General features: G+C 61.6%; 14 protein-coding genes and 1 pseudogene. 6 read left to right on the forward strand and 9 right to left on the reverse strand.

Going from position 1 to position 23,789, the window contains the following annotated elements; all coding sequences use genetic code 11:
• Positions 1-103 precede the first annotated feature (103 nt).
• From JQS30_RS10725 to JQS30_RS10735, 3 genes are all read left to right on the forward strand, one after another.
• On the forward strand, positions 104-1,099 hold the full coding sequence (locus JQS30_RS10725; protein ID WP_213170270.1) for a LacI family DNA-binding transcriptional regulator: 996 nt from the start codon (positions 104-106) through the stop codon (positions 1,097-1,099).
• A 138-nt stretch (positions 1,100-1,237) separates the two neighbouring features.
• Positions 1,238-2,821, forward strand: a complete 1,584-nt coding sequence (locus JQS30_RS10730; RefSeq protein ID WP_213170271.1) for a glycoside hydrolase family 13 protein — start codon at positions 1,238-1,240, stop codon at positions 2,819-2,821.
• A 107-nt stretch (positions 2,822-2,928) separates the two neighbouring features.
• Positions 2,929-3,813 (forward strand): TIGR01777 family oxidoreductase, encoded by an 885-nt coding sequence (locus tag JQS30_RS10735; protein WP_213170272.1) that lies wholly within the window; start codon positions 2,929-2,931, stop codon positions 3,811-3,813.
• Positions 3,814-4,121: 308 nt separating this feature from the next.
• On the opposite strand, the gene JQS30_RS10740 is transcribed toward JQS30_RS10735, so the two are convergent.
• From JQS30_RS10740 to JQS30_RS10755, 4 genes are all read right to left on the reverse strand, one after another.
• Positions 4,122-4,532, reverse strand: a complete 411-nt coding sequence (locus tag JQS30_RS10740) for an SCO5389 family protein (RefSeq protein WP_213170273.1) — start codon at positions 4,530-4,532, stop codon at positions 4,122-4,124.
• Between the two features lie 277 nt (positions 4,533-4,809).
• Positions 4,810-7,239 (reverse strand): TRAP transporter permease, encoded by a 2,430-nt coding sequence (locus tag JQS30_RS10745; protein WP_213170274.1) that lies wholly within the window; start codon positions 7,237-7,239, stop codon positions 4,810-4,812.
• A gap of 5 nt (positions 7,240-7,244) precedes the next feature.
• Positions 7,245-7,652 carry a DUF1850 domain-containing protein gene (locus tag JQS30_RS10750; RefSeq protein WP_213170275.1) on the reverse strand — a complete coding sequence of 136 codons (408 nt, stop codon included), beginning with the start codon at positions 7,650-7,652 and terminating at the stop codon, positions 7,245-7,247.
• A gap of 124 nt (positions 7,653-7,776) precedes the next feature.
• Positions 7,777-8,760, reverse strand: coding sequence for a TAXI family TRAP transporter solute-binding subunit (locus tag JQS30_RS10755; RefSeq protein ID WP_213170276.1), 984 nt, complete (start codon positions 8,758-8,760; stop codon positions 7,777-7,779).
• A gap of 577 nt (positions 8,761-9,337) precedes the next feature.
• Between JQS30_RS10755 and lipB the strand changes: the two genes are divergently transcribed.
• On the forward strand, positions 9,338-9,988 hold the full coding sequence (lipB, locus tag JQS30_RS10760; protein ID WP_425498869.1) for a lipoyl(octanoyl) transferase LipB: 651 nt from the start codon (positions 9,338-9,340) through the stop codon (positions 9,986-9,988).
• Positions 9,989-10,086: 98 nt separating this feature from the next.
• Here lipB and JQS30_RS10765 read toward each other — a convergent pair whose 3' ends face one another.
• A complete protein-coding gene (locus tag JQS30_RS10765) occupies positions 10,087-11,349 on the reverse strand; it encodes an alpha/beta hydrolase (RefSeq protein WP_213170277.1) in 1,263 nt (420 codons plus the stop codon).
• Between the two features lie 137 nt (positions 11,350-11,486).
• A complete protein-coding gene (locus JQS30_RS10770) occupies positions 11,487-12,320 on the reverse strand; it encodes an ABC transporter ATP-binding protein (protein ID WP_213170278.1) in 834 nt (277 codons plus the stop codon).
• A 331-nt stretch (positions 12,321-12,651) separates the two neighbouring features.
• Here JQS30_RS10770 and JQS30_RS10775 point away from each other — a divergent pair, with 331 nt between their 5' ends.
• Positions 12,652-13,608: an ABC transporter ATP-binding protein gene (locus JQS30_RS10775; protein ID WP_213170279.1), complete on the forward strand. Its 957-nt coding sequence runs from the start codon at positions 12,652-12,654 to the stop codon at positions 13,606-13,608.
• Positions 13,605-14,396, forward strand: coding sequence for an ABC transporter permease (locus tag JQS30_RS10780; RefSeq protein WP_213170280.1), 792 nt, complete (start codon positions 13,605-13,607; stop codon positions 14,394-14,396). The genes JQS30_RS10775 and JQS30_RS10780 overlap by 4 nt, the downstream gene beginning before the upstream one ends.
• 62 nt (positions 14,397-14,458) lie before the next feature.
• Here JQS30_RS10780 and JQS30_RS10785 read toward each other — a convergent pair whose 3' ends face one another.
• From JQS30_RS10785 to JQS30_RS17705, 3 genes and pseudogenes are all read right to left on the reverse strand, one after another.
• Positions 14,459-15,631: an ROK family transcriptional regulator gene (locus JQS30_RS10785; protein WP_213170281.1), complete on the reverse strand. Its 1,173-nt coding sequence runs from the start codon at positions 15,629-15,631 to the stop codon at positions 14,459-14,461.
• 408 nt (positions 15,632-16,039) lie between these two features.
• Positions 16,040-20,935, reverse strand: a complete 4,896-nt coding sequence (locus JQS30_RS10790) for an NAD-glutamate dehydrogenase (protein ID WP_213170282.1) — start codon at positions 20,933-20,935, stop codon at positions 16,040-16,042.
• A gap of 1,365 nt (positions 20,936-22,300) precedes the next feature.
• Positions 22,301-23,185 (reverse strand): annotated as a pseudogene (locus JQS30_RS17705) (arginase family protein); the annotation flags it as partial.
• Positions 23,186-23,789: the final 604 nt, after the last annotated feature.

A 23,789-nucleotide genomic window follows, 5' to 3' on the forward strand; every position in this document is an offset into this window, starting at 1 on the left:
ACCTCACCGTGCTGAGAAGTCGAACACTAGCAACAAATTGCACCCTTGTAAATTTCTTGCGGCCATCTTGTTACCTTCTTTCATATGCGCTAGTCTGAACTTCATGCGCCTTCGACTCTCAGACATCGCTGGACAGGCGGGAGTCTCCGAGGCCACGGTTTCCCGTGTCCTCAACGAGAAGCCCGGCGTCGGAGAAGACACCCGACGCGCAGTCCTGACCGCCCTCGATGTCCTTGGCTATGAACGCCCCCAAGCCCTTCGCAAGCACGCCATGGGCCTCATTGGCCTGATACTTCCCGAGCTGGAAAACCCCATCTTCCCGCTCTATGCGCAAACCATCGCCACAGTGCTGGCCAATTCCGGCTTCACACCCGTGTTGTGCACACAGACCCCCGGTGGCGTCACCGAAGACGAATACGTCGCCATGCTGCAAGAACGCGCAGTCGCAGGCATCATCTTCGTCTCCGGAATGCACGCCGACACCAGCGCCGACACCAGCCGCTACCACGCGCTACAAGAAAAACGACTACCGATGGCCTTCATCACCGGCCATCCCGGCGACATCAGCGCCCCATCGTTCTCCTGCGACGACACCGCGGCCGCCACCATGGCCGTCGAACACCTCAGCGGCCTGGGCCACAAGAAAATCGGCATCATCTCCGGCCCCGAGCGCTACCGCCCGGTCAAACGCAAACTCGAGGGCTACCGCAAAGCCATGGCCGGAATCGGCGAAGAACTCTCCGAGTTGACAATGTTCGGCGAGCAAGGCGGCCACGCCGCCGCCGCCCGCCTCATCGACCGAGGAGCGACCGCGATCCTTTGCGGATCCGACCTCATGGCCTTGGGCGCCATCCGAGCCGTCCACGAACGCGGCCTATCGGTACCAGAGGACATCTCCGTCATCGGCTACGACGACTCGCCACTGATCGCCCACACCTCGCCGCCCCTGACCACAATCCGGCAGCCAGTGCGTGACATCGCCACCGCCGCCGCCCGCGCCCTCCTGGATTCGATCAACGGACAGGCACCGCCGACCTCCGAATACCTCTACCGGCCCGAACTCGTGGTGCGAAAATCCACCGGCATGGTCCGCAGCTAAACAGCCGCCCGGTCCACGCCTCGCGCAACGGCCACCGGGCTGCACACCATCACCCCCTGCGGCAAGCACAGCCAACACCCCGCCACACACCTAGACAGCGACCAAATTCCAAAACCCACCTCTAGGAAGGGCTACTCCATGCCACAAGACACCGACACCGCGCCAACCCAGACCTCACTCTCCGCGATCGACTGGTGGCGCAACGCCGTGATCTATCAGGTCTACCCGCGCTCATTCGCCGACGGCAATGGAGACGGGATGGGCGACCTACCGGGCATCACGTCCCGCATCCCCTACCTGCAACGGCTCGGTGTCGACGCGATCTGGCTATCGCCCTTCTACTCCTCTCCCCAAAACGACGGTGGCTACGACGTGGCCGACTACCGCGACGTTGACCCTCGCTTCGGAACCTTGACCGACTTCGACAACATGCTCGCCGCCGCCCACGAGGCCCACCTGCGCGTCATCGTCGATCTGGTCCCCAACCACACCTCCTCAGAGCACGCGTGGTTCCAAGCCGCCCTCGCCGCCGAGCCAGGCAGCCCCGAACGCGCCCGCTACCACTTCGCCGACGTCGACCCCGCCAAACCAGATACCCCACCCAACAACTGGCGCTCCATCTTCGGCGGCGACGCCTGGTCGAAGACGCCAGACGGCAAACAGTGGTACCTGCACCTCTTCGACTCCACCCAACCCGACCTCAACTGGAATAACGAAGAAGTTCACACCGAAATGGAATCAGTCCTGCGCTTCTGGCTGGACCGAGGCGTCGACGGGTTCCGCATCGACGTCGCCCACGGCATGGTCAAAGCCGAAGGGCTTCCCGACGCACCCGACACCGGTATGGAAATGCTCGGCACCACGCTGGCACCATTCTTCGATCAAGACGGCGTACACGAGATCTACCGGCGCTGGCGGCCAATCGTCGACTCCTATCCGGGCGATCGCATCATGGTCGCCGAGGCCTGGGTCGACTCGGCCCAGCGCCGGGCGCTGTACCTGCGAAGCGACGAAGTCCACCAGGCTTTCAACTTCGACCTGCTGACCGCCCCCTTCGAAGCCGCGCAGTTCCGCCGGTCCATTAACGAAGAAATTCAATCCAATTCCGCGGTCGGAGCCCCGTGCACCTGGGTGTTGTCGAATCATGACGTGCAACGGCCGGTGACTCGCTACGGAGACGGCCAGCGCGGACTTGACCGGGCTCGGGCGGCGCTTATGCTCACCCTGGCATTGCCGGGCGTGTGTTACCTGTATCAGGGCGAGGAGCTGGGCCTCAATGAGGTTCTCGACATCCCCGGTGAACTGCGTCAGGACCCGACCTTCCACCGCACCGGCGGCGAGCAGGTGGGCCGCGACGGTTGCCGCGTGCCACTGCCGTGGGAAAAGGACGGTCCGTCCTTGGGCTTCGGGCCGGGCGGCAGCTGGCTGCCCCAGCCTGCACACTGGTCTGCCTCCTCGGTCGCGGCGCAGTCTGGGGCTCCCGACTCGACCCTCGAACTGGTGCGGGCCGCTTTGGGACTGCGGGCGACTCATCCGGCCCAGTACGTGACATGGGTGGAGACCGGTCAGGCGGACCTCTTGGCGTTTACGAATGGCTCACTTATTTGTGTTACGAACTTTGGCGACCAGCCCGCGCCCTTCGACGGGACGGTGAAACTGGCGTCAAGTCCGGTCGATGATGGACTTATCCCGCCCAACGCGACCGCGTGGATGGAACTGTAGGCAGCCTTCAGGCGGGGTCGGTGCGGAATTTCCCGCACCGACCCCGCCTGGTTTATGTCTTGGACAAGGCGGGCAGTATGGCGGCCACCATGGCTTAGGCTTGATGTATGCGAATAGTTATGGCTGGTTCATCCGGATTTCTGGGTACCGCACTAACCAATGCGCTGCGGGAGGACGATCACCACGTCATCCGTCTCGTGCGCCACCCCGCCCGATCCAAAGACGAAGTCGAATGGAACCCCTATCAAGGAGATCTCAACCCATCCATTGTCGAGGGCGCCGAGGCGGTGGTGAATCTGTGCGGCGTCTCGATTGGCGGCAAACGTTGGAACTCGGCCTATAAGCGTCGAATTCAAGTCAGCCGGGAGATCCCCACCAAGGTTCTCGCCCAGGCTATTGCCGAGGCGGGAGTGCCAACCATGCTGAGTGGGTCGGCCGTGGGTATCTATGGGGGGCGCGGTGAGACTCCCGTGGACGAGAACGCTCCCGCCGCTGGCGATTTTCTTGGAACGACTGCCAAACAGTGGGAGGAGTCGACTGCTGAGGCGGCCAGCTCCGGATGCCGCGTCGTCAATTTGCGTACTTCGCACGTCTTTGGCCCCGGCGCGCTCATGTTGCAAAAACTTGCGCCCGCATTCAAAGTCGGCCTGGGCGGCTACTTCGGCAATGGTCAGCAGTATCTGCCTTGGATCTCCCTGCGCGACTGGGTCAGAGCTGTCACGATGCTGATGAACAGTGAGATTTCGGGCCCGGTCAACTTGGTTTCACCGACACCCACACGCAACAAGGAGTTCACCAAGGCGCTAGGGCGTCAGCTCAATCGCCCGGCTGTGTGGCCGATTCCTGGATTTGCCGCCCGTATCGTCGCCGGCGAAGCCGCCGTGGAGCTGTTGCGGGGATCAAAGATCATCCCTTCGGTGCTGCGGGAGAACGGCTTCGAATACCTCGACCCGACCATTGACAGCGCGCTAGCGTATTCGCTGACCGATTAGGCGGGCATTTGCCTTACCGCAGCCTAGCTCAGGAGAACGTAGGACGCGGCCACCTTAGACCGTTGCGTATCGGGATAACGCTAGGTCGAAGATGGCCGCGCCGCCATATGGAGACGGAAGCCTTCTCATTGGTGGCCAAGGTCGTGGGTGCCTACTCCGCTTCGCCCCTGCGGGTCACGTGCGGCCCGGCGAGGTCGAGGCAAGGATGTGCACCAGTCCGTTCGACGGCAAGCCTGCCCCCAAGCCAACCCATATGAGTCCGTGCTCGTCACCGGCCAGACACCTGGGAGGGGATCGAGGTGCCTGCGCTAACAGCTGCGAAGCTCGGGAGACTGGTTGAGCAGTTGCGCTCGTGGCGAGATGAACGTGGTGTAGGTGTCGGAACCCACCTCGCTGAGTGGGAACGCGGCAACGCGGTGACAGTTTTGGAACACCAGCTTGACTTGGAAGTGTTGTTCCAACGCCCCCTTGATGGAATCAGACGCGAGCGCACGCAATAGCTGGCCCCGGGTGGCTTCGTCTGGTGGTTCGGTGGTGTTGTCGGCGAACTGGGTGCTGCCGTTGGAACTGGGGACTCCGTCTTTTAGATTTCCGGCCACCCGGCTGACGGTTTCATATGCGTAGGGAAGGGATTCCCGGATGCAGGCGACGAAGTCGGGTAGGTCGACCTGACCGCGTTCGGCCTTCTCCATGACCTCAGGTGGAACATCGAGCGACATTCGATTCTCCTCTCGGTACGGTGTCATCGATTCTTCCGGCCCGGGGAGAGCGGGTGTGTCGGCAATTGGACTGGAAATGATTCTCTTTTCCGACAACACGCGGTCGGGATGGCTTACCAATGGTCCATCGTGGCTACGGCGGATGACTCGTTTCCGTCGCGGCACTCCTGCCCCACCGCCGACTTCCCAATCGCTCCAGGAATATGCCAGGGGCCGGACAGGCGAGGATCGCTGCCTGTCCGGCCCCTGGCACGTTCAACCTCCGGTGAGGTCAGGGTTAGGCCCCAGCGGATTCCTTGGCGGACTCGCTGGACTCCTGGGAGTTCTTCACCCCGACTAGGCGGCCGATCGAGGGATACCGCACACACGCCTGTCGGAACAACACCGCGATGGTGAGCCCGATTCCGATAAGCGTGATGAGGTAGTTCGCGGTCAACAGGAACATCCCGGCGATGAACAACAAGACGCGTTGTACCGCGCTGAGCTTGGCGTAATACCAACCGGCCATGGCGATACCGAGAATTGTCACCCCGATGATCGCGGTGATGACCACAACCCCCACACGCACCCAGTCGTCGCCCATCAGCAGCAGTTCCGGGGCGAAGACGAAGATGAAAGGCACCAGGAACGCGCTGATGGCCACCCTGACCGCTTGCACACCGGTCATGATTGGATTACCGCCGGAAATCCCAGCAGCGGCGTACGCGGCCAGACATACCGGTGGAGTGATGTCGGCCATGACTCCGAAGTAGTAGACGAACAAGTGGGCAATAATGGCCAGCTGGAAGACCTCCAGGCCCATGTCGTCGTAACGCAACGTCACCAAGGGCACGATCGCCGGTGCTGCCACCACTGCCATGACCACATAGTTGGCCGTGGTCGGCAGCCCGATGCCCATGATCAGGCAGGCCACCATGGTGAAGATCATGACCGTCAACAAAGTGACACTGTTGAAGTCAATGTGCTGGGCCAGGAATCCGGGCATCGCCGATTCGAATCCACTCGAGATCGTCTCGCCCAAACCAATGAACTCGCGTCCGATGTTCAAACCGAGAGCGGTCACGTTGATCGCCCCGGAGATGATGCCTGCGGCCGCGCACGCGGCCACGATCGGCAATGCCATCTTGGTCGCGTCGTAGAGAGCGTTGAGGAAGGCCATCGGGGTTAGCTTGTCGGGCATTTCCTTCCAGCCCTGGATTCCCTTGAACGCTAGGTACATGGCCTGTACCAGCAGGTTTAGACCGATGGTGACGATGATGGCCCAGAACGCGGCGAACATCGGGGTGCGGCCCGAGGACAGGATGAGGATGATCGCGATCAGCGGAATCAGCAGGTAACCGCGCCGGACTAGCAGCGGCCACAGACGCGGCAGGGCATCGGCGGGCAGGCCCATGATTCCGAATCGTTTCGACTGGAAGTGCACGATGATGAACTGCGCGGTGAAGAACAAGATCGCCGGGATCAGCGCGGCTTTGAGAATGTCGAAGTAGACGATGCCGCCACCGATGATTTCCAGCATGATGAACGCCGCGGCACCCATCACCGGGGGCGCGATTTGCCCTCCGGTGGAGGAGGCGGCTTCCACGCCTCCGGCGAACTCTCGCGAGTAACCGGATCGACGCATCATGGGAATAGTGAAAGCCCCGTTGGAGACGGTGTTGGCCACGGAGGACCCGGTGATGGTTCCCGAGAAGGCCGAGGTGATGATGCTGACCTTGCCGGTGGCACCGATTTGCCTTCCGGCCAGCCCCAGCGCCAAGTTCGTGAAGAACCGCTCCATTCCGGTGCGTTGCAACAGGGCCGCGAAGATCATGAACAAGAAGATGAACGTCGACGAGACTTGAATGGGGGTGCCAAAGATTCCCGAGGTGCTCAAGAACGAACCGGTCACGATGGTTTCGGGGCCGAACCCGGCGTTCTGTAGGAAGCCTGGCATCTCGCGCCCGTACAACATGAAGCAGAACATTGACAGCGCGATGACAGTCAAGGCGGTGCCGACGGCCCTCTGCGCGGCCACGAGGACCAAAATGGTGCCGATCGTGGCGGCGAGGACACCCTCTACGGGGAAGTTTCCTCCCACATAGCGGTTGAAGTCCGAGGCGTTGTTGACCACCCACATCGCCGCCCACACACCGCCGGCGGCCAGCAGTACATCAGCTAGGGGCATTCCACCGAGGCTCACGTTCACAAAGCGGGTGATCTGCAAAAGGATCAGCACGACGATGCTGGGCACCAGGATGATCGTGCTGGCTCCCGCAGCCGAACCCAGATAGGCGATGACTCCCATCCCGATGGCGGTGACAAAGATGCCGTTTGCCCTCTGGTACCCCAACTTGTTGTAGAGGGAATCCAGCGGTGGTATCGCGCCTCGCATCTTTAGGTTGAGCCGCCCCGCTTCCTTTCGGCGACGGGGAAGGTACATCAGGAAGACCAAGCCCAAACCGAAGGCCAGGTGAATCCCGCCCTGACGCAAGGTGGGCAAGGTTCCCGAGTAGGCGGTCCACAAGTGGAACAGGCCCATAGACACCGCGAACGACCAAGTGATCCAGTGCCAGGCGGGGTGGAGGTCCTCACGTTTACGGACCGGGCCTGCTACGTCGGTAGTGGGGCTCGCATCGGCGAATTCTTTAACGTCGGCGGCCGCTTGTTGCTTGTCATAAGCAACGTCTTGCTCGGGGGCTGCCACATCCTTTCTGTCTTCCGACATGGCGGTTAACCTTTCCAAAGATTAGTGGTGACTTCGACGGGGGTGCCGAAATCGGCGATATCCAAGAGGGGCTGCGAATGTCCATCGGCAAAGTGAAGAGTGCGGGCTCGGTCGGGTCCACCGACCACAATGTCGAAGGTGGGCAGGGGGTGCGAATGGTGCGAGACGAAAACTTCGCCGCCGCGGACTTCATAGGTGGTCGTGTAATCGGGATATTCCTCAGGCCCGGCGGGAAGATTGGCACCGTGTTGGTCGAACCACAGCTCTTCCATGAGGATTTCTCCCGCCTCTGAGACCGAGAACGTTTCGCGCACCGTTCGTTCGGTCAGGGAGTGAACGTGAGTCATCGTGAATTCTTCGCCAGGCTCGATGACGCGGCTGTAGAGCACATCGTCGCCATGAAGGATTTCCAATTTCAAAGGTTCGTCGGTGGAGCAACCTGCGGAAAGGCCCGCCGACAGCAAAAGCACCGGCAGGGCCTTTCCAGACCACCGCGAGCCGGCACCTGGCCGGCTCGCGGAGGAAGGTGAGTGGAACTTAGGCCGGGATCTCAACGCCCTGTTCCTCGTAGTACCGCTGGGCGCCAGGGTGGAGCGGAATACCACCCAGACCGTCCAGCGCGGTTTCCAGCTGGATCTCCGCGGCCACACCGTGCTGCACTTCGTCGGCGTGGTCATACAGGACGCGGGTCAGGTCGTAGACGAGCTCATCGTCCATTCCCGGCGCCACATAGAAGGTGGCCCAGTTGGTCACCGTGAGAACATCGTCGTCAATACCGTCATAGGTGCCACCGGGGATCTCCATCGTGGTCAGCGACGGGTCGTTGGCGATCAACTCGTCAATACCCTCGTCGGTGAAGTTCACCAGGTTGATGTCAGTGTTCTGGGCAACCTCGTCGATCGACGTCGCCGGCAGCGCCAAGAGAGCGAACGAAGCGTCGATCTGACCGTCACGCAGCTTGTCGGCCGCGTCTCCGAAGCCGTCCTCGAACGTGGTCACATCGATGTCGTAGCTGTCTAGGATGTTGTCGGCCATGATCGCCGTGGCGGAGCCGGGCGGACCGATGGCAACGCGCTTACCGTCGAGGTCAGTGATGTCCTCGATTCCCGAGTTAGCCGTGGCCACGACCTGGAGAACTTCGGCGTAGATGTTGCCCACGGCCACAAAGTCGTTTTCGAGGCCATCGTCGCCCGCGAAGGCACCAGTACCCTCATACGCCTGAACAGCGGTGCCGTTTACGGACATGATGATCTGAGCGCGACCGCTGTCGAGCAGACGCAAGTTTTCAGCCGAAGCGTCACTGGACTGCGGGTTAACCGTCACGTCAAGGTGTTCGTTCCAGACAGAGGCAATGGCATTACCCAGCGGGTAATAGGTGCCACCGGTCGAGCCGGTCGGCAGCACCAGACCACCATTGTCGCCTCCATTGTCGTCGGCGTCGTCCGACGCTGGCGAGCAGGCAGCGGTGGCGGCCAAGGCAAGGGCCGCCAGCGGCGCGAGAATGCGCGCGGCTTTGCTCATACTGTGAGTCTCCGTTCAGTGGATGAAGACTGCCACGAGGGTAGTGGCCATCTTCGGTTGCTTTTGTGGACGTGCGTCACCGGCCGCACACGGCAGCCGAATACGTACTAGTCCTGGGCCGCCCAGACGGTGGGCACTGCTTTCCTACCCTGATGCACCAGCGTCGTAACGTCCCAGTTGGCGATATCCTATGGCACAGAAGCTGCGCTCAGAGAGGCACCTGTGACCTAGAGCCGAGTCGCCGGTCACACTACCGACTTCACAGCACTGTACGGCGGGCCTGCCACCCAGACCCCACCAAAAGCCGTTCCGTACCCAAACCGTTACGTTTTCCCACCGTATCGAGATAATCGCCGACTCCACGCTGTAACTAAAGCCACACCAAACCGGTCGATTCAATCGCACAGAGTGCAACCAAATCGTGTCAGGATGCGTCTTAATGTTTATGACCGTTGAGCCGATGCCCCGTGCCCAGATATCAGTGAGTCCCAAACGCGTGAGCGGCAACGCAAAAGTTAACGGACGCACCCCTTGGCGGACTATCGTCGAATATGTGAACGCTGCGAATGATCCCGAGATTGACGTGCCCGCCCACAAGCTCGTCATCGAAAAACCCGGCATGGTCGACTACAACTCCGCTTGGCAAGCCCAACAGCAACTCCAAGAAGAACGCATCGCCGACCGGATCGACGACACCGTCTTGCTCCTGGAACACCCCAGTGTCTATACCGCTGGGCGACGGACCGAGAAATGGGCCCTCCCCCAGGACGGCACACCGGTGGTCACGACCGACCGGGGCGGCCAAATCACCTGGCATGGCCCCGGCCAACTCGTCGGATACCCCATTGTGAAACTGCGTAAACGCATCGACGTGGTCGCCTACGTGCGCCGCATCGAAGACATGATCGTGGCGGTATGCAAAGAATTTGGCATCAACTCGGCCAGCGGACGTATCAAAGACCGCACCGGCGTATGGCTGCCCGCAGACGACCGAGGCCCCGAACGCAAAATATGCGCCATCGGCGTGCGCGTACGCTGGGCTGTCACCATGCACGGCTTCGCCCTGAACTGCAACCCCGACATGACCTTTTACGACCGGATCGCACCTTGCGCCATCACCGACGCCTCCGTCACGTCGCTAAGCCAGGAACTGGGCCGTGACGTCACCGTGGACGAAGTTCTCCCAGTCGTGGAAAAACACCTACCGCTGATTTTGGAGCGCGACTAGTCAACAATCGACCAGCCCGCGCTGAGGCAGCACGACGACAAGCCCGGTCTCAGGCCGGGCTTGCGCGTATCCAGCCCCATCATGAGAAGCCACGGGACTCACGAACAACCCGGCCACGGCTGAGGCTGCTGCGGATGTGGCTGGACCTCGTCGCCGACAAAGACAGCCAACAGGTTGTACCAGGCATCCGAATAGGGAATGAAAATCTCCGAATGCGAGTGAGTGCCCTCGATGCGAGATCCAGAGATACCCAACTCCACCAAATCCCGGCCAATATCGTCCACCGCGCCCGGCCAATCGGGAGTCTTACCGGTCTCCAACCGCACCATTCCCGGAAAATGGTCTGGGTGCGCGCCGTGCCCGACCATAGGCAGATCCCACAAACCCTGCACATACGAAATCGGGTCCCCCGGCGCCGTCATCGAGAAGCGCTCCCGACAAGGGTCCGAATAATGGTCCGGACTAGAAACCCCGTGTCCCGTACCCGGCGACGCGATATGCACGACGCGATCGGCCTGAAGATCATGCTTCTCAGCCAGACCAATGGTCGCGCCGCCATATGAATGGCCCGCCAGCGTCAACAAGGCCTCATCCCCCGCTTGCCGTCGCACATCCCCCACGAACGCCGACACCTCATCGGCCGCCCGCTGCGACCACGCCGCGAACGACTCCTGAATCCACCCGGCCGGGGATGGCGACTGCGCCCAGATAAACACCGCCAGATCATCGGCCTCCTCGACAAACGTGCGAGCTCGCAGATAGTAGCGGTCGAAGTTGTCCGAGGAAATATAGGCACTTCCACCTGGAACCATCACTACCACGTTCGCCGCGTCGGCCCGGCCGACCAGCTCAATCCAGGAACCATTGCCCTTGTTTCCGCGCAGGTCCAAGCCAATGAGCTGACGCTCGCCAGCTGGCAACTTGGCCAGGTCCTCCCGCGGCGGCCGCTGCTGACCATGCCACGGGCGCTGAGGCCCAGGAATCAGCGTCGATTCCTCAATGGCCTCATGCAACCTCATGCGATTGGCTTCAATGCGCTGGGTAAAGGGCGCCCCGCCCAAATTTCCGACAATGTCGGGAAACTGCCTGGTCAACCGGTCGATGGTGGTGGCATCAAGTTGATCGTAGAAGTCGGCCACCGTTGACCAGTCCGCCCAACCCTCCTCCACCAGATCCGCCAAACGCAACAGGGAGGCATCCACTTCCTCGGGCTGATTTGCGGGGTCTGCCACCACCGGCGCGGCGATAGGCGGAGCGTTATTGAGCACCGTCGGGTGCTTAAAGGTCGTAAGCGTCGCCAACAGCGCCACCGCCGTGAGGACCACGACACCGCGACGCAGGCGAGGTGATCGCCTCTTCACCTGAGAGTCAGTCCTTCTGTCGTTACCTACCGATACGGCCCCTGGTGGGCCACTCCATAGCGCAACTGTAGCCAGTTTGGACACGACCGTGGGGCCACATCCGCCGCTTAGCTTCCCTTCGGGTGGCCACACTGCCTCTACGCATCGCCTAACAGCGCAGATGTGGTTTCAGATAAGGCGGCTTGGGCGGTATAGCGTTCGTTGAAACGGGTCAGACCCAATGACAAGCCGAACGTTGTCGACAATGTCTGACTGGTCAACGCCTCTTCGATGGGTCCTGACGTCACGACTTGCCCTCCGGAGAGCAGCAGCGCATGCGTGAAACCTGGCGGGATCTCCTCAACGTGGTGGGTGACGACCACCATCGCCGGGCTGTTGGCGTCTTTGGCCAGCGCCGCCAACGCGGCGACCATGCCTTCGCGGGCTCCCAAGTCGAGCCCGGCCATGGGCTCATCGAACAAGAGCAGCTCCGGGTCGTTCATGATGGCGCGAGCGATGTGGACCCGCTTGCGTTCGCCTTCGGAGAGGGTGCCGAAGGTTCGTTCGCTGAGGTGGGCGATGCCCAGCCAGTCCAGCAGCTGCATGGCTCGGTCGGTGTCGACCTCGTCGTACTCTTCCCTCCAGCGGCCTACAACCGACCAGGCGGCGGTCTGGACGACGTTGACGGCGGTCTCGTCGGCGGGGATGCGGTCGCTTTGCTGGTCTGAGGTGAGGCCAATGCGCGGGCGTAGTTCGAATACGTCAGTGCGGCCGAGTTTTTCCCCGAGGACGGTCATGGTGCCCTTGGTGGGGTGCATGAGGGCCGCGGCGAGGTTCAAGAGGGTGGTCTTACCGGCTCCGTTGGGGCCCAGTACAACCCATCGCTGATCGGAATTGACCTGCCAGTCGACGTTGCGAAGCAAAGCGTTTGTGCCGCGCTGGACGCTGAGAGCCTCGGCCGAGATAACGGTGTCTGTAACGGTAGTTGCCACGGTCCCATCAAATCATGTGCCGGCGGGCTTTGACCACCTGGACGCACCATAGGTGACGAGTCTGGGTAGTCTCGGAGCAGACCTACTCTTCACCCGACCCCGATTCGCCGCGGTTCTCTCTGGTCGGCCTGGTGTCTGTTATGCACAGACGCTCATCCGAACTCTTATTGGCTGGTTCCACAGGCGGTCCACTGCGAGTTGGTGCAGTTACGAGGCTGAGGCGCCGCTGCGGTTGCACGACTGCGGGAGAATGAGTTCACGCAGGTGAACGGGCTGATGAGTATGCGGACGTCGCTTTTGCGCCCGCCTCAATGACTAAAGACGAGGATTCATGACCCCAGTTATCGAGATTTCGGGTCTGAGAAAGACCTATCGCTCGTTGTTCGGCAAGACTCATCATGCCGTCGACGGCTTGGATATGAGCGTTGAACCCAACCAGGTTCACGGATTTTTGGGCCCCAATGGCTCGGGAAAGACCACGACGCTGCGGTCACTTTTGGGCCTGGTGTCGGTGCAGGGCGGGACGATGCGCGTATTCGATCGGCCGGTGCCCGATCGGCTTGCCGAGGTCGTCCCTCTGGTCGGGGCGGTGGTGGAGGCTCCGCGGTTTTTCGAGAAGTTCTCCGCGTTCACGACGTTGCAGCTGTTGGCCACCAGCGTTGGGATGCCGACGCAGCGGGTTCACGAGGTGCTAGAACAGGTCGGGCTGACCCATTACGCCAATTTCCGGGTGGGGTCCTTTTCGCTGGGAATGAAGCAGCGTCTAGCAGTGGCCCAGGCACTCATCAAGCGTCCGCGACTGTTGATTCTCGATGAGCCGGCCAACGGATTGGACCCGGCCGGTATTCATCAAATGCGTACTTTGCTGCGCACGCTGGCAAAGGACTTTGACACGACGGTGCTGGTGTCCTCGCATGTCCTCAGTGAGGTGCAGCAACTGTGCGACACGGTGACGATTATTTCGCACGGTAGGCGAATTCAGGCCGGTTCGGTAAAGGACTTGATGTCGGCGGCGGCTAGTAACGAGCTGTCGGTGAGCGTGGCGCCAGAGGAGATCACTGCGGCTTTGGAGGCACTGCACGCCCACGAGGGTGTGGTGGCCGCGCATGTGGATGGACAACTGACGGTGACGGGCGCTCCCGACCCCTCATGGGTTACCAAGACTCTGGCCGACCACGACATCTATCTGAGCGGCTTGTCGCGTCGCAGTATCAACCTCGAAGAGGTTTACCTGAAGCTCACCGCTCAAGGCGGTCTCGAAGACGTGCACGAAGGCGGCCAAGAATGAACTTGCTCAAAGCTGAAATCAAACGTTGTTTGCGTCGTCGACTCGGATGGATTCTCGGGTTGACCCTGGTGGGGTTCCTCTTGTTGTCGGTGGGTGTGGTCGCTGCCCAGTCCAGCACGTCCGACTACAACTTTTCGCTCCAACGAGAAATGCCCACGTTCTTTGAGGCATGGCTGCTGGTGTTCGGATTTGTCGTCCTGGTGTGGGCGGCGAGTGTCATCGGGGCTGAGTGGTCCTCGGGGAACATGTCGAACATGTTGTTGTGGCATCCCAACCGGATGACGCTGTGGGCGGCCAAAGCCACGGCTATCGTGGCGGTCGCTGTGGTCGCGACGCTGGTTCTCTTGATGCTGACCTTCGGGCTGTTTGCCTCAGTTGGGCTGATCTTTGGTGAAACCGGGGAGCTATCGGGCTCATGGTGGCTTGATTTGGCCGCTTTGACTGGCCGATGGTTGGTGTTGATTGTTTTCATGGCCTTGGCGGGGGCTGGGATCGCGATGTGGGGTCGGCACACTGCCGTGGCCACCACTGTGGTCGCCGCCTATATGATCTTGAATCCGATTTTTACCTGGGGGGTTCTAGGTGGGGTCTTTTCGGTCACGTACCCAGGCTTGTATTCGCTCCTGACCTATGCCGATGCCTGGCTTCAAGGCGGGGTCGCGGTCAGTTCGATCTTCTTTGACAGTTCGACCCAGGTCTCTGCCGGAAGCGGCTTCTTTGTCATGTTTACGGTGATCGCTGTGTTGATGACGGCGGCGAGTGTGTCGTTCCAACGCCGGGATATCTGAGCCCGAAAGTGTTGCTGGGCCCAGCCTTCGGCTGGGCCCAGTGTGGTTTGTGGTCGCGGTCTTCAGTCTTCGAAGAGCGTCTCTTCGACCTTGTCGAGACCGACTCGGATGCCACCGCGAATGACCGGGTCTTGTGATACCTCGCCGGGTTGCACATTGGGGCTGACCGGGGCGATGCGGGTGGTGGCTTCGGCGACTTGGCTGGCCAGTGACTCACCACCGGCGTAGCCAACCGGACCGCCCAGGATTACCCGCGAGGGGTCAAGCACGATGCAGGCCGAGGCGACGCCGAGGGCCACGCGGGTGGCGATCTCGGAGAGACATTCGCGTCCCAGGTCGCCGTTTTCCAGAGCCTGGGTGACAATACCTTCTGGAGTGCTGCCGGTGAAACCGTACTTGCGCCCGATTTCGATGATCGCCTCTCCACCGGCCACCATCTGGAATGAACCCTTTTCGGTGCGGGATTGCACCTCCGTGTGGGACAGTTCGACCCCGGAGACGGGAAGGAATCCGGCTTCGCCAGCGGCTCCGGTCGCCCCCCTATAGAAGCGTCCGCCAAGGATGACGCCGAATCCCAGGCCACGCCCGAACCATGCGTAGACGAAGTCGTCCACGCCACGGCCCGCCCCGAATCGCTGTTCGGCGACGGCGCCCAGATTCACGTCGTTCTCGATGGAGACCGGGACGTGGAGAGTGCGGCGTAGCTCTTCGCGGATACCCGCGTGCCAGTTGGGTAGGTCCCATGAGAAGCCGACATCACCAGATTTGGGGTCGATGACTCCCGGGGTACCGACGACCACGCGATGCAAATCGCCCGGGTCGATTCCAGCGTCGGTCACAGCCTCATCGACGAGCTGTTTGACCACCGCCGCCGGTCCAGAGTTTTCCTCGGTGGAGAGGGTGGCGCGCCCGATGATCTGGCCGGTGAAGTCCGCGCAGGCGGCCCGCACGTGTTCGGGCCCAACCTCGATACCGACGACGTAGGCGTAGGACCCCACGGCGGCGTACAGCGAGGCGTTGGGGCCTCGGCCACCTGATTTGGTTCCCACGGCCTTCACCAGTCCTCGGTTTTCCAGCCGTTCGACCATTTGCGAGGCGGTCACCTTGGACATGGAGGTGCGCTCAGCCAACTGGGTGCGAGTTTGCGGGCCTTCTTCGAGCAACAGGCGCAGCGCGGCCTTGTCGTTCAGGACTCTCAGCAGTTTCGGCACACCGGGTTTGCGGCCTTTGTTCATTGCACTCTCCACCTCCGCGAGGACGAGCATCGGCTCGACACCGTTCTTTTGAACACGGTGTGTCCGGCAGCGCTCTCCGGGGGTTCGTTAATCGATGCGCAAGGAAAACTCGCGCATTCTAAGGGTTGACAGATTCAACTAGATAGCTCACTCAGCAGTAACTGAAATGATAAGTAACCTTACCCGGACGCGGCGATCAGGCCCGCGTAGTGGGTGAACCCCACCCCGATCATCTCCCTCGACGTAGATGCGACCTCAGGCGGTGTACTCCCCCGCCGAGTGCGATGCCGCCCCATGGGCTCCATGGCCCAGTCTCCTCGGTGAGGCCTCAGTTCAGTCCTCTGCCTCTACATAGCCGGGGCTCGGTCGAACGCGGTTTCGACCGAGCCCCGGCTATGAGCACTTTTCTCAGGTGTTGGCCTCGACCAGCGACCGGATATGACGCAGAATCACCGAAAGAATCGCCAGGTCCTCCTGGCCATGCCCTGCCTCGGCCACGCCGCTGACCACCCGATCCAGCGAGGCGACGTTTGCCGCCTCCCACTCTTCCAGCGCCGTTGCCGAGACCTTGCCGTCGCCTGCGGAGATGACCGTGCGGGTCAGAGCCGCCAACGCTCCGTACAAGTCGTATCTCAGCGCCAGCCGGGCGAGCGTCTGCCAGCGCGAAGCGCGCGGCAGCACCGAGATCTGGTTGAGGATCTCATCGCCGTGAATGCGGGCGGCGATCTGATAGTACAGATCGGCGACGTCTTCGACGTTGTTGTTGGTCTCGCGGGCGACCTCGACGGCATCGAGTAGTCCGAAGCCGTAGATGCAGCTGACGACGTCGGTGGCGAGTTCGGCCGGTACTCCGTCCTTTTCGAGGCTGGTGACGAAGGTGGCGAAGTTGTCAGCCTCGATGCCACGCAGCATATTCGGCAGTTGTGGTAGCAGCGTGGTCATGCCTGGACGCAGGCGCACCAGGTCGCTGGTGATGTCGAGCGGGGCCCGCCGGTGCTGGATGAGCCAACGCACTCCACGGTCCATGACGCGGCGGATGACCAGTTGCGCGGAAATCTGGGCGTTTTGTGGGGCTCGGTTGTCCAGGGCCTCGACCCGCCTAAATTGTTCGTTGAGACCGAACACGTCACGGACGATCAGGTAGGCGCGAATGACGTCGATCGGGTCGGCCCCGGTCTCATCGGCGACGCGGAAGACAAACGTGGTGCCTCCGCGGTTGACGACCTCGTTGACCACGGCCGTGGCGACGATTTCCCGTCGCAGCGGGTGCTCGGCCATGAGGTCGGCGTAATCTTCGCGCAGCGGTTCGGGGAAGTAGTTGCGCAAGACCGGTTCGGTCCAGTCTTCGTCGGGTAGGGCCGAGTCGAGCACGAGCCGCTTGAGGTGAATCTTGACGTACGACAAGATCACGGCGAGTTCGGGCTCGCAGAGGCCTTGGTCGACAGCGGCCCTGGCGTTGAGGTCCTTGTCGTTGGGTAGGAACTCCAGTTCGCGATTGAGCTGAGCGTTTCGGCCCAGGTATTTGATGAGGCGGCGGTGCACTCCCAGCAGTCGCCCTGCTTGGCGGCTGGCGTTGGCCAGGGCGAAGTTCTGCTGGTAGTTGTCGCCCAGCACCATGGTGGCCACTTCGTCGCTCATGTTCATAAACAGCTGGTCGCGCGCGGCAGGTTCGATGCGGTCTTGCACCATCGCTGAGGCGAGCAGGATCTTGATATTGACCTCGTGGTCGGAGGTGTCGACGCCAGCGGAGTTGTCGATGAAGTCGGTGATGAGGCGTCCGTGGGATGCCTTGGCACGGACTCCGTCGCCGTCTTCGAGCAATGCGTCGGCCCCGCGTGGAATCTCGTTTCGGGCAATTTCGATCCGACCCAGTTGGGTGAGGCCAAGGTTGCCACCTTCGCCGATGACGCGACAGCGCACGTCCTTGCCGTTGACGCGCACGGCGTCATTGGCTTTGTCGCCCACATCGGAGTTCGCCTCGGAGGTGGCCTTGATGTAGGTGCCGATGCCTCCGTTCCACAGGAGGTCGACCGGCGCCTTGAGAATGGCCTGGATGAGCTGTTGTGGGTTGAGCGTTTCTGTCTTCTCGTCAATGCCCAGGGCGTGGCGCATTTGCGGGCTGATGGGAATGGATTTCGCGCTCCGTTCCCAGACTCCACCGCCGGAGGAGATGAGCTTGGGGTCGTAGTCGGCCCAGGTAGAGCGCGGCAGGTCGAAGAGGCGCTTACGTTCCTGGAAGGAGGTGGCCGGGTCGGGGTCGGGGTCAACGAAGATGTGCATGTGGTTGAACGCGGCAACCAGCCGGATGTGTTCTGAACACAGCATGCCGTTGCCGAAGACGTCCCCGCCCATGTCGCCGATGCCCACGACGGTGAAGTCTTGGGTTTGGGTGTTGTGGTCCATGGCGCGGAAGTGGCGCTTGACGCTTTCCCAGGCACCGCGGGCGGTAATACCCATCTTCTTGTGGTCGTATCCGACCGAGCCACCGGAGGCGAAGGCGTCACCGAGCCAGAAGCCGTATGCGGCCGAGACTTCGTTGGCGATATCAGAGAAGGTGGCGGTTCCCTTGTCCGCGGCGACGACCAGGTAGGGGTCGTCGCCGTCGTGGCGGACGATGTCCCGTGGTGGGACGACGTTGCCTTCGGCGTCACGGTTGTCGGTGACGTCCAGCAAGGAGGAGATGAACATCTTGTAGCAGGCGATGCCCTCCTCTTGCCGCTCTTCACGATTGGCGAAGTCGGTCCGTTTGACGACGAATCCGCCCTTCGAGCCCACCGGGGTAATGACGGTGTTCTTCACTTCTTGGGCCTTGACTAGGCCGAGGATTTCGGTGCGGAAGTCTTCGCGCCGATCGGACCAACGCAGCCCGCCTCGGGCGACCTTGCCGTAGCGCATGTGGACGCCCTCCATGCGCGGGGAATACACGAACACCTCGAAGGACGGTCGGGGCTCGGGCAGGAAGTCGACGGCGCGGGCGTTGATCTTGTAAGCGACGTAGTTCTTGAGGCGACCGGCTTTGGTGCGCTGGTAGTAGCTGGTGCGCAGGGTGTTGAGGATGAGAGTGAGGAAGGATCGCAAGATGCGGTCGGCGTCCAGGGATGGTACGTCCGCTAGGAGAGCTTCGACGTGGTCCAAGCAGGTGGCCGCTAGTGCGTCGCGGTCGCCCTCGATGCTTGGTTTGAAGCGAGCTTCGAACAGTTCGAGCAGCCCGGCGGCGATGTCAGAGTGGTCGATGAGCGTTTGGGCGATGAAGTCCTGGGTGTGGATCGTGCCCGCCTGCTGAAGATACTTCGCATATGAGCGCAAGACGACCACTTGCTGCCAGGTGAGCTTGGCGCAAACGACCAGTTCGTTAAACGGGTCGTGTTCGGCTTCGCCCATCCAGGCGGCGCGGAAGGCGTTTTCGACCCGGGAGCGCAGCTGGGGGACCTGCTCGCCTTCGGGGCATTGCATGCGCAGCCCGAAGTCGTGCATGTAGATGTTGCCGTCGGAGCGTTTGACCACGTACGGGCGCTCCTCGGTGGCTTCGAGTCCTAGACTTTGGAGCACCGGGAGAGCTTTGGACAAGGTGATGGCCTTGCCGAAGTTATAGATCTTGAACCGAACGCGCGCGTCGTCGTGATTGACCCGGAACAGGTGCAGTGCCATGTCGCCGGGGGCGGAGACGAGTTCCAGCTTGGCGATGTCTTGAGCGGCTTGGAGCGGCGTGTGTTCGGCTTTGTAGGTGTCGGGGTAGGCCGCGTGGTATTCCTCGTAGAGGCTGCGAGCTTGGCCCTGCCCAATGTGGTGATCCAGCTGCAAGGCCAGGTCGGCGTCCCAGGAGCGAGTGGCTTCGGACAGTTCGCTTTGGATGCCCTCGACGTCGATGAATTCGGGAGTATTGGCCGGGTCTAGGCGCACGATGAAGTGCAGTCGCGCCAGTACCGAGTCGGAGACGCGGGTGGCAAAGTCTACGCCGATGCCGCCGAGCCGGTTGACCAGGATGTTCTGGATTTTCAGCCGGTTTGCGGTGTTGAAACGGTCGCGCGGAAGGTAGACCAGGCAGGAGACAAAGCGGCCGTAGTTGTCCCGGCGGACGAACAGGCGCAGACGGCGGCGGCCACGCAGGCGCAGCACCCCCATCACGGTGGAGTAAAGGTCGTCGGTGCGAGTTTGGAACAGTTCGTCGCGCGGGTAGGCCTCCAGGGCTTGGACGAGGTCCTTACCGGCGTGAGAGGTGAGGGTGAGACCGGATCGCTCGATCACCTCGGCGACTTTCCGCTTCACGACCGGGAGCACCTTGACCGACGCTTGGTAGGCGGCGGTGGCGAAGAGACCCAGGAAGCGCTGTTCACCGATGACATCGCCGTTGTCGTTGAACAGTTTGACGCCGATGTAGTCCATGTAAGTGGTGCGGTGAACGGTGGAGCGGCCATTGGCCTTGGTGATCATGAGAAGGCGCTTGGCGTAGACCTGTTCCCGCGCTTCGGGGGCCATGCTGGAGAGTGACTTGCCCGAATTCGGGGCGTTGCGCAGCAGCCCGAGCGCGGAACCTTCGACGGCTTTGAGGAGGGTGTCGTCGCCTTCTTCAACGAGACGGTACTCGCGATAACCCAAGAAGGTGAAGTTATTGTCGGCCAGCCAGTGCAACAATTCGACAGTGTCGGAGAGGTCTTTCTGCGGCACTGGCGGGTTGGCGGCGTCGCTTTCGAGGCGAGCGGCGATTTCTAGGGCCCGAGTACGCATGGGCTGCCAGTCTTCGACGCAGACGCGCACGTCACCAAGTACGTCCAGGATTTCCTGCTGCAGGCCCGACAGCAGGGTCTCGTCGGTGAGTCGCTGCACTTCGATGTGCATCCACGACTCGACCACGGCCTCTTCGCCCGAATAGGGTGCTCGCAGAAGTTTGCCCTCCGCGTCACGCTGCACGGAGACAACCGGGTGCACAAAGACGTCAATGTCGATGTTGTGCCGGTTGAACACGCCAGTGAGGGAGTCCACGAGGAAGGGCATGTCGTCGCAGACCACGCTGAACCGAGTGTGGCTTTCCGCGTCGGGGCCTTCCTCGGAGTTGGGTGCCTCAACGCTGATGCACACTTCTCCGGGCATCCGGCGGTCGGCAAGACGGCGATGAGTAACCGTGATGTCCAGAAGCTCTTGTGCGCTGCGTCCCACCAAATCGTCATCGGCGACGAGTCGCCAATATACGTCGACCAAATCGGAAAGCGACTCCTTGGAGCCGGCCAATGACGCCGCCTCTTCCAGTAGTGCCTCCCGGTTTGGAAGGACATCGCTGAACTCTTCATCACCGATAAACGACAACACTTCGGCTTATCTCCCAACCTGGGTTGTGTGCTCACCTCGTTGTGAACTGTTCGCGTTCACGCGAACGTCTTCAGCCTAGATCCTACGCGCCAAGTTGGGCGGCGACTAATCCGCCATATTCAACTTTTTGGTGGCAATGAGAACGCCTTTTCCTGCGATTTTGTTGCCACAGAGCCAGACGAAAGCCAGTGCGAAAAAGCTTGAGCGCTTCAAACTTGGAGCCACGTCTCACCCAGGCGTCCCCTACTGGTCAGTAACGAGCAGGGAGTCACACCGTTCACTTGACTCCCTATCCACCGGCGCTCAACCAACGACCCTGACGCCCTATCGGGCCTCGGTGGCTAGCGGTTACACGGCCGGCCAGCGGGCCAACGCTCCCCACCGGGGCAGGATGAACGCCAGCGAGGTTTCGCGGGAGCATCCGACCTCCCTGGACCCACAATCTGGGCCTGGCCCCAGGCAAACCCGGACGCTTTACCGGTCGATCTTCCCCACCGGTAGCGGCCCACATTTGAGCTCCCCATGCGGATCGCCCTCTGGAGGCGACAGAGGAGAGAATCAGTTCAATCGCATATTTCACACCGAGGCGTACACGTTATTCACCGGCCGAAAACGTGGTCACCGAAAAATAGACCCATATACGAAAAGCGAAACGAGGTTCTATATATATTGATAAATTTAGATACTTAAGTTATCCACAGGTGACAATCTATTCCTTGGCAACAAAAACGACATCACGTAAAATTAAAATGGGGGTCCCTATATGAATCCGTTTCATGTTTGGCGCTTTTTCTTGCTTCCCTGGTTCTAGTTCCAACGACGACAAAAACCCTTACGCTGTGCGAGTACGCAGGCTTCTTCTGTAGGCTTTGTCGCGGCCATGACTGATGAGGAATAAAACCCCCATACTTCGTTCCCGCAGAGTCCACACCCCTGCCAGGCGTCCGCACCGCGCATAACGCATGCTCACTTGAGCCAAGTTTCACGAGCGCACAGCCTCAGGGCTTGACCGCAAGCGCCCTCATCACCGGGTCGCAACACCCATCTCAGGCCGCTCCAGCGCCACCACCGGCGTTTCGCCCACCTTCTCCACACTGCTTTCAGCCACTGATTCACACCGACCCAGCGATGCGGTTTGACAATAGCCACGTGCGCAATCAGGGCCTGAGATTTCACCACCGCAGTGGCCATCCCAACCGCCGCACCCCACAGGCGAAAATGAACCATTTGGGTGCGCGATTTCAGGTCTCAACCTGCGACTTCATCTATGGGTCACAGCAGGCGCCGAGAGGTCGGAAAACGACCAGCGGCGGCAATCGCGGCATCGCAATCGGACCGATCCAAACCTAAAGACTTCGATCCGGTTAGCGCGGCCACAAGCGTATCGACCAGCTCTCCCGCATAGGTACCTTGTGGATCATAGTCGGGGTCGAACACCGTCACGTCCATCCCGATGCACTTGGGGTTCGACACCAAGCTCTCCAACAACTGGCCCAGCTCCCCATGGCTGATGCCGCCCGGAGTGGGGCCGTCCACCGCCGGCATCACCGAGGGATCGAGCACGTCGGAATCCACATGCACCCAGAACGCCTCAACCTCCGCCAAGCGATCCAAGGCCCACTCCGCCGAACGCGGTGTGCCCTCGGCCCGCATCTGTGGCACGGTGCGGACCCCGATGCCCGAGGCAGACAGCTCCACCCGGTGCGGGTCATCGGCCCGCAACCCGAGGGTCACGACGTTCTCCGCTTCAAAGTACGGTCGCAGACCATCGATGTCGGTCAGATCCGGCTGGCCGCGCCCCGTCACCAACGCCAGGTCCTCAGCGGCGGCGGCGCCAACGAATTTCGAATTACCCGGGTGTCGGAAATCTGAGTGCGCGTCGATAAACACCAGGCCAATCTGAGAGTCTCGTTCCTGGGACAGATGCCGAGCCGCCAGCGCGTTGCCCAACAGGATCGAACAGTCACCCCCCAGCACCAGCGGGAAATGGTTTTCCTCCCACATGGCGCGGACCCGATTTGACAGCCGCACAGTGTAGTCGGCGATCGACTCGGCCTGACCTACGCCGTCGCCGGGTCTCCAATCGGAGCAATCGAATCGGGGCGGCGTGAGGCATCCGGCATCGTGGGCGCGCAGTCGTTTGAGAAGTTGATGGTCACGCAAAGCGCCGGGAGCTTTCGCGCAACCGGGGACGGTGTGGGGAGTCGGCGGACGCAGCCCAAGGTTGGATGGGGCGTCCACGATCGCGATCGAGCGGCCCGCCGTCTCATCCGCTTTGTTGCGCGGCTGAAGAGGTGCCTGCGGATCAGCTGTCTCCCGTCGGGATGGCCGTTGTTCGGATGCCACCAGTGGGGTTGACCGAGACTCGGCCGAGGTTCGTTTGACCGCCACTAGACTCGCCGGCACCTCGTCGACAGGTTCGGAGCTCGGCGGCTCTTGCGGTTCTGGGTCGGGTTCCGGTTCCGGTGTTGGGCCCGGATAGGGGTCCGGGAGTGGCTTCGGTTCCGGCTTGGGCTTGTGATCTGGGTCAGGTTCCGGTTCCGGCAGTGGTTCCTCCTCAGGCGTCGGAGGTCGCCCAGAAGCCTCGTCGTGGTTCGGTTCTGCCCTCGAGGGCTCCAATGTGGGCGCGGCGTCGGGTTCCGACTCCAGTTGTCGGGGTGAATCCGCTGCCTCGGGTCGGGGCTCGATCGGGTTGTGCGGGGGGAAGACCGCGCCCTCGAATGCAGTCGATGGTTGGCTCTCCTCGACCTTTGCCGCGGCGGTGCCGGACTCGGCGATACGGTCCGGCTCGGATTGGTCGGACTGTTCGGAGGTGGGCTCGAGAGGCTGATCTACCACCTGAGTTTGGGGGGTC

The organism is Natronoglycomyces albus (genome assembly GCF_016925535.1).
GTDB classification, from domain to species: domain Bacteria; phylum Actinomycetota; class Actinomycetes; order Mycobacteriales; family Micromonosporaceae; genus Natronoglycomyces; species Natronoglycomyces albus.

Bases quoted from the DNA above. Each gene is read 5' to 3' on its own strand.
- JQS30_RS10725 (WP_213170270.1), top strand. From the start codon at position 104: ATGCGCCTTCGACTCTCAGACATCGCTGGACAGGCGGGAGTCTCCGAG.
- JQS30_RS10730 (WP_213170271.1), top strand. From the start codon at position 1,238: ATGCCACAAGACACCGACACCGCGCCAACCCAGACCTCACTCTCCGCG.
- JQS30_RS10735 (WP_213170272.1), top strand. From the start codon at position 2,929: ATGCGAATAGTTATGGCTGGTTCATCCGGATTTCTGGGTACCGCACTA.
- JQS30_RS10740 (WP_213170273.1), bottom strand. From the start codon at position 4,532: ATGTCGCTCGATGTTCCACCTGAGGTCATGGAGAAGGCCGAACGCGGT.
- JQS30_RS10745 (WP_213170274.1), bottom strand. From the start codon at position 7,239: ATGTCGGAAGACAGAAAGGATGTGGCAGCCCCCGAGCAAGACGTTGCT.
- JQS30_RS10755 (WP_213170276.1), bottom strand. From the start codon at position 8,760: ATGAGCAAAGCCGCGCGCATTCTCGCGCCGCTGGCGGCCCTTGCCTTG.
- JQS30_RS10775 (WP_213170279.1), top strand. From the start codon at position 12,652: ATGACCCCAGTTATCGAGATTTCGGGTCTGAGAAAGACCTATCGCTCG.
- JQS30_RS10780 (WP_213170280.1), top strand. From the start codon at position 13,605: ATGAACTTGCTCAAAGCTGAAATCAAACGTTGTTTGCGTCGTCGACTC.
- JQS30_RS10785 (WP_213170281.1), bottom strand. From the start codon at position 15,631: ATGAACAAAGGCCGCAAACCCGGTGTGCCGAAACTGCTGAGAGTCCTG.